This window comes from Streptomyces sp. NPDC090798 (assembly GCF_044768965.1).
Taxonomy (GTDB): Bacteria; Actinomycetota; Actinomycetes; order Streptomycetales; family Streptomycetaceae; genus Streptomyces.
Genome location: NZ_JBIVXA010000006.1, coordinates 33,467 through 46,701 on the forward strand (window position 1 = coordinate 33,467; position 13,235 = coordinate 46,701).

10 protein-coding genes and 1 pseudogene are annotated in these 13,235 nt (G+C 68.6%); 6 read left to right on the forward strand and 5 right to left on the reverse strand.

Features of this window, described 5'->3' with window-relative positions; translation table 11 throughout:
• Positions 1 to 304: 304 nt before the first annotated feature.
• From ACIQTP_RS14840 to ACIQTP_RS14855, 4 genes are read left to right on the forward strand one after another with little or no spacing between them, the layout of a single operon-like run.
• The gene (locus tag ACIQTP_RS14840) at positions 305 to 532 is read left to right on the forward strand and encodes a ferredoxin (protein ID WP_402035160.1); all 228 of its coding nucleotides are present in this window, start codon (positions 305 to 307) and stop codon (positions 530 to 532) included.
• Entirely contained in the window at positions 529 to 1,920 is a 1,392-nt protein-coding gene (locus tag ACIQTP_RS14845) for an NAD(P)/FAD-dependent oxidoreductase (RefSeq protein WP_403399900.1), read from the forward strand. The genes ACIQTP_RS14840 and ACIQTP_RS14845 overlap by 4 nt, the downstream gene beginning before the upstream one ends.
• A gap of 23 nt (positions 1,921 to 1,943) precedes the next feature.
• A complete protein-coding gene (locus tag ACIQTP_RS14850; protein WP_403399903.1) occupies positions 1,944 to 3,158 on the forward strand; it encodes a cytochrome P450 in 1,215 nt (404 codons plus the stop codon).
• A 39-nt stretch (positions 3,159 to 3,197) separates the two neighbouring features.
• Positions 3,198 to 4,325, forward strand: coding sequence for a PP2C family protein-serine/threonine phosphatase (locus ACIQTP_RS14855; RefSeq protein ID WP_403399904.1), 1,128 nt, complete (start codon positions 3,198 to 3,200; stop codon positions 4,323 to 4,325).
• On the opposite strand, the gene ACIQTP_RS14860 is transcribed toward ACIQTP_RS14855, so the two are convergent.
• Both ACIQTP_RS14860 and ACIQTP_RS14865 read right to left on the reverse strand, forming a co-directional pair.
• On the reverse strand, positions 4,322 to 5,755 hold the full coding sequence (locus ACIQTP_RS14860) for an MFS transporter (protein WP_403399905.1): 1,434 nt from the start codon (positions 5,753 to 5,755) through the stop codon (positions 4,322 to 4,324). The two genes, ACIQTP_RS14855 and ACIQTP_RS14860, sit on opposite strands and share 4 nt — an antisense overlap.
• Entirely contained in the window at positions 5,748 to 7,661 is a 1,914-nt protein-coding gene (locus ACIQTP_RS14865) for a glycoside hydrolase family 15 protein (RefSeq protein ID WP_403399907.1), read from the reverse strand. Before ACIQTP_RS14865 ends, ACIQTP_RS14860 begins: the two co-directional genes overlap by 8 nt.
• 322 nt (positions 7,662 to 7,983) lie before the next feature.
• On the opposite strand from ACIQTP_RS14865, the pseudogene ACIQTP_RS14870 reads away from it, so the two are divergent.
• A pseudogene (locus tag ACIQTP_RS14870) lies at positions 7,984 to 8,207 on the forward strand (polyphosphate kinase 2 family protein); the annotation flags it as partial.
• Between the two features lie 33 nt (positions 8,208 to 8,240).
• Here ACIQTP_RS14870 and ACIQTP_RS14875 read toward each other — a convergent pair.
• Complete coding sequence (locus tag ACIQTP_RS14875) at positions 8,241 to 8,525, reverse strand: hypothetical protein (RefSeq protein WP_402035181.1); 285 nt, start codon at positions 8,523 to 8,525, stop codon at positions 8,241 to 8,243.
• A 391-nt stretch (positions 8,526 to 8,916) separates the two neighbouring features.
• On the opposite strand from ACIQTP_RS14875, the gene ACIQTP_RS14880 reads away from it, so the two are divergent.
• Positions 8,917 to 9,789: a YhjD/YihY/BrkB family envelope integrity protein gene (locus ACIQTP_RS14880; RefSeq protein WP_403399909.1), complete on the forward strand. Its 873-nt coding sequence runs from the start codon at positions 8,917 to 8,919 to the stop codon at positions 9,787 to 9,789.
• Positions 9,790 to 9,880: 91 nt separating this feature from the next.
• On the opposite strand, the gene ACIQTP_RS14885 is transcribed toward ACIQTP_RS14880, so the two are convergent.
• Together ACIQTP_RS14885 and msrA are read right to left on the reverse strand one after the other, a co-directional pair.
• Positions 9,881 to 12,298, reverse strand: a complete 2,418-nt coding sequence (locus ACIQTP_RS14885; RefSeq protein ID WP_403399911.1) for a SpoIIE family protein phosphatase — start codon at positions 12,296 to 12,298, stop codon at positions 9,881 to 9,883.
• Positions 12,299 to 12,515: 217 nt separating this feature from the next.
• On the reverse strand, positions 12,516 to 13,232 hold the full coding sequence (msrA, locus tag ACIQTP_RS14890; RefSeq protein WP_403399913.1) for a peptide-methionine (S)-S-oxide reductase MsrA: 717 nt from the start codon (positions 13,230 to 13,232) through the stop codon (positions 12,516 to 12,518).
• Between the last annotated feature and the right edge of the window lie 3 nt (positions 13,233 to 13,235).

Here is a 13,235-nt window from a genome sequence, read left to right on the forward strand (position 1 = left end):
AACGCCGTACCCCCTGAATCCTCCCCACCTCCTCAATCCTCACCGTGCGGACGACGTGCACGGGGGATACGCTTTTGACGGCAAAGTCAGGTTCTCCGGGCGGCTTTGCAGACGCCGAGGCCTCATTCACGATGATCGATTCTTTCTGCGGAGACCTTTCCCGAGCGTGGTGCACCCTCTCGCGTTCTCAGGGGTGAGCAACTGCCGACTCCCTCCTTCGAAGAAGGCGTGCCTCGCGCTTCGGGCGCCGTAGGAGGGCTGCCTCAGGACCCGTGGCTTCGCGGTCCCTGCAATGGAGGTCGGGATGAGAGTTGTCGTTGATCTTTCCCGGTGTCAGGGATACGCGCAGTGCGCGTTCCTGGCCCCGGACGCGTTCCGGATGCACGGCGAGGAAGCGCTGATGTACGCCTCGAACCCCGACGACACCCAGCGCCAACAGGTGTTGCGCGCTGCGGCGGCCTGCCCGCTCCAGGCCATTCTGGTCGACCAGCTGGAGGGCCGGGACGCGCCGGTGGGGACGTCGCCGTCATGAGCACTGCCGACACCCTGCAGGGGTTCAAGCGCGACGGCCGCGTCGTGATCGTCGGGGCGTCACTGGCGGGACTGCGCGCCGCGGAAGCCCTGCGCGACGAGGGGTTCACCGGGAAGCTGACCATGATCGGTGACGAGTTGGGGGAGCCCTATGACCGCCCCCCGCTGTCCAAGCAGGTACTGACCGGATGGGTGCCGGCCGACGGCACCGCCCTGCCACGGCGTCGTGACATCGACGCGGAGTGGCTCCTGGGCGTCCCCGCCGACGGACTGGATCTGGCGAACAACCACGTGCGGCTCGCCGACGGCCGCACGATCCCCTTCGACCGCATGCTGATCTCCACCGGCGTACGGGCCCGGCCCTGGCCCGTCGAGGCCGAGGCGGCCCTGGACGGTGTCTTCGTGGTCCGTACGCGCGAGGACGCCGCCGGCCTGCAGCGGGCGGTCGCCGCCGGGCCCTCCCGCGTACTGATCATCGGCGCGGGCTTCACCGGCTCCGAGATCGCCTCCGTCTGCCGCGAGCGCGACATCCCGGTGACCGTCGCGGAGCTCGCGCCGGCCCCGCTGGTCGGGGGACTCGGCGCGATGATCGGCGAGGTCGCGGCGGAGATGCAGCGCGCGCACGGCGTCGACCTGCGCTGCGGGGTCCGTGTCACCCAGCTGGAGGGCGACGCGCAGGGGCGGTTGCGCCGCGCCCACTTCGACGACGGCAGCACGGTCGACGCCGACGTGGCGGTGGTGGCGCTCGGAGGCATCCGCAACACCGAGTGGCTGCGGGACTCGGGACTGGCGGTGGGCATATGGGGAGTCGCCTGTGACGCCGGCTGCCGCGCCTTCGACCTCAACGGCCTGGTCACCGACGACATCTTCGTCGCCGGAGACGTGGCACGCAGCCCGAACCCGATCTACGAGTACCGGTTCATCTCGCTCGAACACTGGGCCAACGCCGTGGAGCAGGCGGAGATCGCCGCGCACAACATGGTCAGCACCCAGGCGGACCGCTGGCCGCACCTGACCATCCCGACGTTCTGGTCGATCCAGTTCGGCGTCAACATCAAGTCCGTCGGTGTGCCGACCTACGCCGACGAGGTCGTCGTCACCCAGGGATCCGTGCCCGACCACCGCTTCGTCGCCACCTACGGGTACCAGGGCCGCGTCACGGCGGCCGTCAGCTTCAACAACGCGAAGTGGCTGGACCACTACCGGCGGCTGATCGAGACGGCCGCGCCCTTCCCGCCCCCCTGCCCCACGCCCGACCAGCCCCTCGACGCGAAGCCGGTGCCCGTCGACTTCCCGGGCCCCACTCTGCTCGGTCAGGGCGCCACGGTGGTCGTCACCGGCCATGACCCGGGTGAGCGGCGCGTCACAGCCGTGCGGCAGCACCGCTAGGAGGGAACAGGAGGGAAAGCGACATGACCACGACCGAGACGCCCGACATCCTGCCCCGGATCCTCGACTACTCGAATCGGGCCGACCCGTACCCGCTCTACGCCGAGCTGCGCAAGACGCCGGTGGCCCTGCAGGAGGACGGCAGCTACGTCATCAGCACCTACCGCGAACTCAGTGGCATCCTGCACGACCCGCACCTGAGCTCCGACGTCCGTAATCTGTCGCATCCGATGCCCGCGATGCAGGAACGCACCACGCCGTCGTTCATCAACCTCGACCCGCCCGAGCACGACCGTCTGCGGCGCCTGGCGATGCGTCACTTCGGCCCCCCGCACACCCCGGGCCTGGTGACCGGCATGGAACCCGACCTGGCCGCCATCGTCGCCGGTCTGATCGACGACTTCGCGGGCAAGGAACGGATCGACATCGTCGATGACTTCGCCTATCCGTTCCCCGTCACCGTGATCTGCCACCTGCTCGGTGTACCGCGCGAGGACGAACCGCGGTTCCACGTGTGGGTGAACGCCATCATCGACTCGATCGACTACAACCCCAGGACCGACCCGCAGGAGAAACTGGACAACGGCGTGCAGGCCACCAAAGACCTGCGCGAGTACCTCGGCGGGCTGCTGGAACAACGCCACGGCCACCCCGGCGACGACCTGCTGACACGGCTGGCCAACGACGACGGGCCCGACGGGCGGATGACCGACGCCGAAATCGTCAGCACCGCCAACCTGCTGCTCATCGCCGGCCACGAGACCACCGTCAACCTCATCGCCAACGGCATGCTGACGCTGCTGCGCCACCCTGAGGTGCTGCAACGCCTGCGCGCCGAACCGGACCTGGTCGTACCGCTGGTCGAGGAACTGCTGCGCTACGAGCCCCCCGTGCACATCATTCCGTGGCGGGCGGCGTACAGCGACATCGCCGTCGGCGACACCGTCATCCCCAAGGGCTCGAAGATCATGCTCATGCTCGCCTCGGGGAGCCGCGACCCGGACCGCTTCCACGATCCCGACCGCTTCGACCCCGATCGCCAGGACAACCAGCACCTCGGCTTCGGAAGCGGCATCCACCTGTGCTTCGGCGGCCCCATGGCCCGACTGGAAACCCAGATCGCCCTGACCGAACTGGTACGCCGCCTCGCCGACCCCACCCTGGTGACCGACCCACCCCCGTACCGCCCCAGCCCCGTCCTGCGAGGCCCCATCCACCTGCTCATCGACCAGAACTGACACCGGTCGGGGATCTCCTGGGGCAGCGCGCGACAGGGAGTGGTCAGCCTGAGCCGACCAGGAGCCCAGCAACATCAGGAGCTGCACGTGGCAAGGCTGGGAGCGTGGAAGTGGGTGGGGAATTGGAGCCGTCTGCTGCCGGCCGTCCTGCTTCTCATCGCCGCATTGATCGACCTCAGCACGCCCCGCACCGTCAGCGCCGCGGCCCTCTATGCGGCTGCGATCCTGTCGGCCGCTCCCCTGCTGTCACTGCGGGGCACCGTCCTCACGGGGGTGTTCGCGCTCCTTGTCGACTGGATGATGTTCCGGTACTTCGGCTATCGCCGGAGTGCGATCGCGATGAGCGAGCTGATCATGGTTGCGACAGTGACCGTGATCGCGGGCTTCCTCAATCGGGTCTTGTACCACCGGAAAGTGCAGCTGGAGTCCGTACGTGACATTGCGGCGGCTGTTCAGCGTGCTGTCCTGCCACAGCCTCCGGACAGAATCGGTTCGCTGCGCTTTGCCGCACGTTACGAGGCGGCTCGGGCGGACGCGCAGATCGGCGGGGACCTCTACGTAGTGGTCGACACTCCGTTCGGCGTGCGCTGCGTGATCGGCGATGTGCGTGGCAAGGGGATAGGGGCGGTCAAGGCGGTCGCGGTCGGCATCGGGACTTTCCGAGAGGCAGCCCGGCACGAGCCCACCCTGACCGGTCTCCTGGAACGGCTGGAGCAGGCCGTCGTCCTCGAGGCTCAGCAGTCGGGGAACCTGACCGAGCTCGAAGGGTTCGTCACAGGCGTATTGGTCGAGTTCCCCCGGCGGGGCAACGAGGTTCGGTTGGTCAACCGCGGCCACCCGGCGCCCGTACTGATCCTGGGAGACATGGTGCGGTATGTCGAGCCCGGCAGGCGAAGTCTGCCCCTGGGCCTGGGGGCCCTCGACGCCGGCCCTGCGCGCGTCGACACGGTGACGTTCCCCGAAGGGGCCAGTCTGCTGCTCTACACCGACGGACTCACAGAAGCACGGGACGAGACGGGTACCTTCTACGACCCCATCGGCACATGCACGGGACATCGCCATGCCGGCCCGGACGCTCTTCTTGACGCTCTGATCGCCGACCACTTCCGACACAGCGGTGGCCGAAGGACTGATGACATGGCGCTGCTGGCCATCACCCGGACCTAGGCGCTGGACCTGGGGGCCGTGGTCCCAGGGGTGCTCGTGGTGCTGGATCCCGTGTGCCTTGGCAGGAGCGCTGCCGCGGCCAGGCCGCCGAGGCCGAAGACCGCCAGGGTGATCATCGCGGTGGCGTAGGCGCCCTTGGTGAGACCGGCGACGAGGATGGTGCCGGCGATGGCCGTGCCGAAGGACGAGCCGAGATTCGACACGCTGCGGGACAGGCCCGAGATCTCCCCCTGCTGTTCTTCGGGGAAGCTCGACTGTACGACGTTGACGGACGGCGTCAGCATGACTCCCAGTCCGAGTCCTATGAGCAGGAGACCAGGGACGAAGGCCCAGGCGGTGGAGAAACTCCCGGCCAGGGCGATCAGCGCGGCCACGCCGACGACGGAGACGGCGAAACCGGTCATGACGAGGGTTCGCGGGGAGTGCCGACCGGCCAGGCGCTCGGCGGACAGCGACGTGACCAGCAGGCCCAGTGTGGCCGCCGTGAAAATGACTCCGGTCTGGATGGCGTCGTAGCCGCGCACTACTTGCAGGTAGGCCGCCACCGTGAACGACGTTCCCATGAGCAGCAGCCATTGGATGTTCTGGGTGACGAGTCCGAGGTTAGAGGTGCGGTTGTGGAAGAGACGAAGGGACAGCAGCGGTTCCCGGCCGGAGGCCTCCCTGGCGCGCACGGAGTGGAAGAACCACCACAGCACGAGTGCGCCCAGGACCAGCAGGGTGACCATGAGCCAGATGTTGTTGTCCGCGGCCAGGATGCCCATGACGACGAGGACGAGGCCGACGGCCGAGAGGACCGCCCCGACGGTGTCGAAGGAACGGGTGGGATCCGGGGGCAGCGGGTCCTCGATACGAAGGCTGAGTACGACGATCACCGCGATCACCAGGGCCTGGAACACGAAGGCCGCGCGCCAGCTGATCGCGGTGGTGATGAGTCCGCCGATCAGTGGCCCCGCGGCGGCTCCGACGCCGCCCAGCGCCATGACGACCCCGAACGCGCGGGCGCGCGAGGTGACGTCCGGGTGGAGGAGGGTCGTAAGGATGTAGACGGGCGGGATGAGCAGCGCGGTGCCGATGCCTTCGAGGATCGAGTTGCCGAGGATCAGGACGCCGAGCCCCGGGGCGGCCGCGCTCAGCAGGGCACCGATCGCGTAGACGACGAGGCCGGTCAGGAAACAGCGCTTGCGGCCGTAGCGGTCGGTCAGCTTGCCGCCGGGGATCATCAACGCCGCCATCACCAGCAGGAAGAGCGTGATGGCCACCTGGACGCCTTGGACGGTGGTGTCCAGGTCCTCGCTGATGTCGTTGATCATCACGTTCATGTTGGAGCCGGCGAAGCTGCAGATGAACTGGGCGAGGGCGAGGGCGGCCAGCACGCGTCTTTGTCCCGCCTGTCCCGCCGGCCGTGCGGGCCCGGCCGTCTCAACCACCTGTATCACCCCCGTCGGTGTCCTCGTCGGGCGCCGTGAGGCCCTGGGTCGCCACATGGCCGTGGTCGCCGTAGCGCGGTCCGGTCTGCGCCTTCTCCAGCTCTTCGTCAAGCGCCATGGCCGCGGTGACCAGGGCGAGGTGGGTGAACGCCTGGGGGAAGTTCCCGAGTTGCTCGCCCGAGGGGCCGATCTCCTCGGCGAAGAGGCCGACGTGGTTGGCGTAGGTGAGCATCTTGTCGAAGGCGTGGCGGGCCTGGTTGAGCCTGCCGCTGCGGGCGAGCGCCTCGACGTAGAAGAAGCTGCACAGGTTGAAGGTGCCCTCCGAGCCGCGCAGACCGTCGGGGGAGGCCTTCGGGTCGTACCGGTAGACGAGGCTGTCACTGACCAGTTCCTCGTCCATGGCGTCCAGGGTGCTGATCCAGTCCGGATCGTGGGGCGAGACGAAGCCGACCTTCGGCATGAGCAGGAGCGAGGCGTCCAGGACATCGGTGTCGTAGTGCTGCACGAACGCCCCCCGCTTGTCGTGCCAGCCGCGTTCGATGATCTGGCGGAAAACCGCGTCCCGCGCCCCTGTCCAGCGAGCGACGTCGGCGGGGCGGGAGAAGTCGGTGGCCGCGCGGACGCCGCGGTCGAACGCCACCCACGTCATCAACCGGCTGTAGGTGAAGTTCTGACGGCCGCCACGGGTCTCCCAGATGCCTTCGTCCGGCTGGTCCCAGTTGTCGGCGAGCCAGTCCAGGACGTCGCTCAGAGCCTTCCATCCGCGGATCGCACCGATGTCACCGCCCACGATCAGCGCGTCCAACGCCTCGCCGTAGATGTCGAGTTGCAACTGGTCGGCCGCCGCGTTGCCCGCCCGCACCGGACGGGACCCCAGATAGCCCTCCAGGTGGTCGAGGGCCTCTTCGGTCAGGTGGGGATCGCCGTCGACGCGGTACATGATCTGCAGGGGGTCCGCCGAGGCGCCCCCTCCTGACTCGATGCGCTCGCGCAGCCAGCGGCGGAAGGCGTGCGCCTCCTCCTGGAAGCCCAGATCGATCAACGCCCTGACGGACAGCGCCGCGTCACGGATCCACGTGTAGCGGTAGTCCCAGTTGCGCTCACCGCCGATCTGCTCGGGCAGTCCCATGGTGGCAGCGGCGATGGGTGCCCCGGTGGGGGCGTACGTGAGCAGCTTGAGCGTGATCGCCGAGCGGTTCACGATGTCCTGCCAGCGGCCTCGGTAGGCGCAGGAACGCAGCCACGACAGCCAGAAGGCGCGGCACGTCTCGAATGCGTCGGCGATCCCTTCCAGGGAAGGGCGCTGTGGGGCGGGATCGCTGCTCGCTGTGCTGGTCAGCACCACTGCGGCCGTCTGGCCGGCGGACAGGGTGAAGCGGGCGGTGATGTCGTTGCCGTCCGCGCGGAGCGCGACGCCGGTGGTGGACTGCAGATGCAGGTCCCTCCCCGGGCCGTGAAACAGCGCGGAGTGATCATCGGGCTGCGAGAGCGTGTGCGAGGCACGGCCGTAGTCGAAACGCGGGCGACAGGTGAGGGCGAAGGGCAGGCTGCCCCGGACCACCCGTGCGACCCTCACCAGACGGTGCACGCCCGTCGGGGCCGGGGAGTCGACCGGCACCATGAAGTCGGCCACCTCACCGACTCCGCCGGGTGCCATGAAGCGGGTGACCAGGACCGCTGTGTCGGACAGATACAGCTGCCGGACCGTCATGCCGTTCCCGTCCGGGGACTCCGCGGCGAGACGGCAATGCCCTCCGCGTTCACTGTCCAGGAGTGAGGCGAAGAGGCTGGGTGAGTCGAAGCGGGGCGTGCACCACCAGTCGATGGTTCCGCCGGACGACACCAGGGCGACGGTCTGGAGATCGCCGACCATGCCGTGTTCCGCGATGGGCGGGTACCGGTTCACAAGACCTCCCTGCTCGGTCCGACGCACTCCCGCAGCTCGGGCGGGCACACGTCAGCGACCCGTCCACGCCAAGCCTTCGGCAGTGCTGGGGCCTTCGCCTCACCCGCGGCGGGTGAAACCGGAACCGGGAGCACGGGTGAAACCGGAACCGGGCGCACGATGTGTACTCGGCCTCAGGGGGCGATCTTGTCCGGACGAGCAGACAATGACGGGATGTGACCGTTCTGGCCCCCGAGACGGGCCGTGCTGCCGTGCTCACCCCGGACCGGCGAAGGACTGATAGGTGATGTCGGACGAGAGAGCCGAACGCATCGCGGACTTCAGCGCATGTGGGCCGGGCCTGTGGGACCGGCGCTACCGGGAGATCGACCACTGGAAGCGCTATCTCACGGACAACGGGTTCACGGTGGTGAAGATCTTCCTGAACCTGTCCGAGGAGGAGCAGCGCACCCGCTCCTGAAGCGGATCGACCTCCCGGAGAAGAACTGGAAGTTCTCTGTGGCCGACGTCCGGGAGCGACGCCGATGGGACGACTACCAGGACGCGAGCGGCCATCTCAGGTGGCTGGTCCGAGCGCTGTCATGCGGAAGCCACCACCTCGCCGGCCATGACCTGGGGAGGGTTGGGGAGCAGTGACGCGAGGTTGTCCCGCACGAAGTCCGCGGCCCTCGAGATCGATTCGTCGGCGCCGGCCCGGTCCTGGAAGACGCTGGTCGAGACCATCACTCCGTCCCCGGTGTCGATCCAGTAGTAGGCCACGAAGCCGGAGACCTGGCGCATGAGCGGCACGAACCCCTCGTTCACGACACGTGCGGCCTCGGCCGAATCGGTCACCCCTTCGTACCGCCGGACTGCTGCGTACATCGACAGGCTCCTCACGGCGTTGTGGATTCGTCCTCTGCTGAGATGTCGTACCCCTGCGACGGCTGCCCGGCCCATGAGGCGTCCGGCAATCACCTGAAGGGCCGCCCTGGTTGATCCGAACGGCGGCCCTCGGCCAGAGCCAGCCCCCTCAGCTGCAATCTCCCGTACTACGGCGGACCAAGTGATGAGGTGAGGCATCATCGGGTGGCCCCTGCGGCCGAGGTGCCGGGCCGGCGTGCCGCTTGTCGTGTCGCCCCTCATCGGTCCGACGACCGTCCATTAGGCTCGCGTCGCCACACAGGTCCCGATCTTCACGGAGGGCAGCACGGCGGGGATCAATCGAGAGCGCCTCGTCAGAACGCTGACCTTCTGGCTGCGTCCTGCCTTCGCGTTGCGGGTCATCAACCGGTTTCAGAAGATCGTGGGTTTCGACCGCTCGATGGCCCTGGCGTCCAGCGCCCTGACGGCATTGGTCCCGCTCTCCATCCTCCTTGGCGCCGTCTTCAGCAACTTCGTGCACTACGACGTCGCAGAGCGGATCATCAAGCGCTACCACCTCACCGGAGCAGGCGCCACGGCAGTGAACTCCCTGTTCTCTCCTGCCGAAGGCACCAGCGCGAGCATGGGCATCTTCGGAATCGTGTTTCTGACGATCTCGGTGCTGAGTTTCGCGCGGGCCGTGCAGCGACTCTTCGAACAGGCATGGGAACTCAAGCCTCTCAGTGTGCGCAACACGCGCAACGGCTTGTGGTGGATCCTCACCCTCGGCGGCTATGTGGTGGTCACCGCGACCGTCTCCGCGCTCCTTGGCGGGGGAGCGCTTGGTCTGGCGGCCTCGGTGTGTCAGGTACCGGTGACCGCTGCGTTCCTTGTCTGGAGCGGCTGGATCCTGTCGGCAAAGCGGATCAGCCGGGTGGACCTGCTCCCCTTCGGCGTCACCGCCGCTGTTCTGACGGTGGCCTATTCCGTGGGCGCAACCATCTACATGCCGCGCCTCTTCAACTCCTCCGCCGCACGCTACGGGGTGGTCGGTGCCGTCTTCGCGATGATCTCCGCGCTCTTCGCAGCGATGCTCGTCCTGGTCGCGTCGGCGGCACTGGGACGAGAGGTACGAGACGAGCTCAGCCGGATCCGTCAGGGCCACCGCCCTTCCGACCACGAGGTCCACCGACAGTGGGACAGCGTGGTCGAGCAGACTCGGTCACGGTGGCGGACGGCACGGGAACAGGTCTCTCATCATCAGATCAAAGGCTCGGACCACTGAGTCGCGAGGCGGGACCTTGTCCGCGTGTTCCATGACGGCGGTTCCGAGAGCCGGGGCAGGGGCCGGACAAGGCACACGGTCTCGTCGCGGGTCAGGCGTGCGGCAGAGGCTGCTCCGTCCAGACGGTCTTGCCGTCGTGGGTGTAGCGGGTGCCCCACCGCTCCGTGACCTGCGCGACCAGGAAGAGCCCGCGCCCGCCCTCGTCCGTGCTGAGGGCCCGTCGGAGGTGAGGGGAAGTGTGGCTGGTGTCGGACACCTCACAGATCAGGCAGTGCGTACGGATGAGGCGGAGGGTGACGGGGCCGGCCGCGTACCGGTAGGTGTTGGTGACGAGCTCGCTGGCGACCAGCTCGGTGGTGAAGGCCAGTTCCGTCAGCCCCCATTCGGTCAGTTTCGCCGTGGTCAGCTGCCTGGCACGGGCAGCGGCGGTCGCTTCCAAGGGAAGCTGCCATGTGGCGACATCTTGTGGGGGCAGCACCCGGGTACGGGCGAGGAGCAGCGCGATGTCGTCGGTGGGGAGGTGTTCCTTGGGCAGCAGCGCTTCGACCACGGTGTGGCAGGTGCTGTCCAGGGGATCGGCGGAGTGGGTGAGACATTCGTGCAGGTGCTCCAGCGCGGCGTCGATGTCGCCGCCCCGCGCCTCCAGAAGACCGTTGGTGTAGAGCGTGAGCAGGCTTCCCTCGGGGAGGTCGAGGTCGCACGTCTCGAACGGCAGTCCGCCCAGTCCCAGCGGTGGGCCTGCGGGCAGGTCGAGCATGGTCACCTGGCCGTCCGGCGTGGTCACCAGCGGCGCCGGGTGGCCGGCGCGTGCCAGGGAGCAGTGCCGGGAGACCGGATCGTAGACCGCGTAGACGCAGGTGGCCCCGATCATCTGCTCGATCGCCGACCCATTGCCGTCGGTGTTCGCCTCCAGCTCGGTGGCCAGCAGACTGACCAGATCGTCCAGCCGCGCCACCACCTCGTCCGGTTCCAGGTCGAGGCTGGCCAGGGTGCGCACGGCGGCGCGCAGGCGACCCATCGAGGCCGCGGCGTGGATCCCGTGACCGACCACGTCTCCCACAACGAGGGCGACCCGGGCCCCTGACAACGGGATCACGTCGAACCAGTCACCGCCGATGCCCGGTTCACCGCTCGCTGGGAGGTATCGGCAGGCCACCTCGACGGCCGGCAGGTCGGACGCCGCGCTCGGCAGCAGACTGCGCTGGAGAGTCAGGGCGGCGCTCTGCTGCTGGGTGAAGCGGCGCGCGTTGTCGATGCAGACGGCCGCACGCGAGGAGAACTCCTGGGCCACGGCGGCATCGTCGTCCTCGAAAGGCTCCGAATGGCGCGATCGCCACAGGCTCACCACGCCCAGTACGAGACCGCGCGCGACCAGGGGTACCGCGATCAGCGAATGAACTCCGAGGCCCAAGGCGATCTCGATCCGCCGCCGGTCCATGGCGTACCACTCGGGACGAAGAGACAGCAGTCCTTCGAGAACCGGGCGACGCTCGGACAGACATCGGGCCTGCGGTGATTCCGCAAGCAGCGGGATCACATCGCCTTCCTGGAACGGGACGCGGTGCTCCGGGGGTGAGAGAGCGGCTCGAAGCAGTGGACCTGAGGCACCGGGAACGGGTTCGTCGCCCAGTGTCACCGGCTTGAGGAGGTCCACCGAGCAGTAGTCGGCCAGGCCGTGGACGGCCACCTCGGCCAGTTCCCGAGCGGTCTGTGTCACGTCCAGTGAGGTTCCGATCCGGGCGCTTGCCTCGTTCAGCAGGGCGAGTCTGCGCTGGGCCCGGTGGCGGTCGGTCACGTCCTCGATCGTCTCGGCCACGCCGAGAACCCGGCCCGAGGGGTCTTCCATCCGGAACGCCGAGACGGACACCACCCGTTCCCGACCTGGATCGTGGCGGGCCCGGGCGGACTGCTCCGTGAAGATCAACGGCTCGCCGGTCTCCAGGACGTGCCGCACCCGCTCCTCGGTCGGACCTGCGTCCTCGTCGACCATGAATTCGCGGGGGCGACGGCCCACCGGCGCCTCGGCCGGGACGCCGCTCGCCTTCTCGACCGCACGGTTGACCCGGATCACCGTCCTGTCCGGGCTGTATGTGACCAGACCGATCGGGGACCGGCGGTACAGGCCGTCCAGCAGCGCACGGTCCCGCTGCCAGGCAATGACCTCCGCGGCGGGGGCTCCGACCAGGACCCACTCCTGACTGTCCCCGTCCCGCGTGATCGCGCGGGCCCGGAATCCCATCTCCACCCGCCGTCCGTCGAGGTGCCGGACGGGCAGGATCCCGAACCAGCCGCCCGTGCGCATGGCGTCCACGACGACGGACCGCGCGACAGGCAGGTCACGGGCGTCGACCAGGTCCTGCCACGCCCGTCCGATCACTTCCTTCGCCGGATAGCCCAGCAGCTCCTGTGCGCGTGCGCTCCAGCCGACCACGGTGCCCAGATCGTCGAGCACAGCCGAGGCGCCACGCCCGAGGGCGAACGGATCCTCAGGACTCTCGCTGAAATGCATCGACGGCGTCCCCATATCCACCACCTTGCCTACGTGACTCCGATGTTCCTCCCCGCGCTCTCCGTTCGCGACCTTCCCGTTCCTCCCGGCCCGGCGGCCCGGCCCAAGCGGCATGGAGAGGGGCAGCGCGTGCGACGAGTGAGGCGGCCACGTTCACCGCCTCAGCAGCACGACCCGGCCGCGCTCGGGCCGGTTCGGCTACTTCTCTGGCGTGCGGTCAGCCATCCGTCGGAGCCGGCGTGAGACCCGTCGGGCAGGATGCCCCCCGGTTCGTCCCGAAGGGGGTACCCAGCTTGACGCCCGTCCCGCCCAACCCGCAGTACCCGTCCGGGTTTTTGCTGCCCGAAAGGTACTGCTGGTGATAGCCCTCGGCCGCGTAGAAGGTGCGGCCTTCGGCGGGGAGGAGTTCGGTGGTGATGGTGCCGTAGCCGGAGGAGGTCAGGACCTTCTGGTAGGCGTCGCGGGAGGCGGCCGCGGTGGCTGCCTGGGCGGGGGAGTGGGTGTGGATGGCCGAGCGGTACTGGGTGCCGACGTCGTTGCCCTGGCGGAAGCCCTGGGTCGGGTTGTGGGACTCCCAGAAGACCTGGAGAAGGCGCTCGTAGGAGACGAGGCTGGGGTCGTGGACCACGCGGACGACCTCCGTGTGGCCGGTCAGGCCCGAGCAGACCTCCTCGTACGTGGGGTGCTCGGTGAAGCCGCCCTGGTAGCCGACCAGGGTCGTGTACACGCCCGTCGGGAGCTGCCAGAACTTGCGCTCGGCGCCCCAGAAACAGCCCATGCCGAAGTCGGCGATCTCCAGGCCCTCGGGGTAGGGGCCGAGGAGGGGGTTGCCGAGGACGGTGTGCCGGTCGGGGACCGTGAAGATCGGTTCTGGGCGGCCGCGCAGTGCCTGTTCGGCGGTCGGGAGCTGAGGGGTGCGGCTGTGCAGGAACATGCG

Bases quoted from the DNA above. Each gene is read 5' to 3' on its own strand.
- ACIQTP_RS14850 (WP_403399903.1), top strand. From the start codon at position 1,944: ATGACCACGACCGAGACGCCCGACATCCTGCCCCGGATCCTCGACTAC.
- ACIQTP_RS14840 (WP_402035160.1), top strand. From the start codon at position 305: ATGAGAGTTGTCGTTGATCTTTCCCGGTGTCAGGGATACGCGCAGTGC.
- msrA (WP_403399913.1), bottom strand. From the start codon at position 13,232: ATGTTCCTGCACAGCCGCACCCCTCAGCTCCCGACCGCCGAACAGGCA.
- ACIQTP_RS14885 (WP_403399911.1), bottom strand. From the start codon at position 12,298: ATGCATTTCAGCGAGAGTCCTGAGGATCCGTTCGCCCTCGGGCGTGGC.
- ACIQTP_RS14845 (WP_403399900.1), top strand. From the start codon at position 529: ATGAGCACTGCCGACACCCTGCAGGGGTTCAAGCGCGACGGCCGCGTC.
- ACIQTP_RS14875 (WP_402035181.1), bottom strand. From the start codon at position 8,525: ATGTACGCAGCAGTCCGGCGGTACGAAGGGGTGACCGATTCGGCCGAG.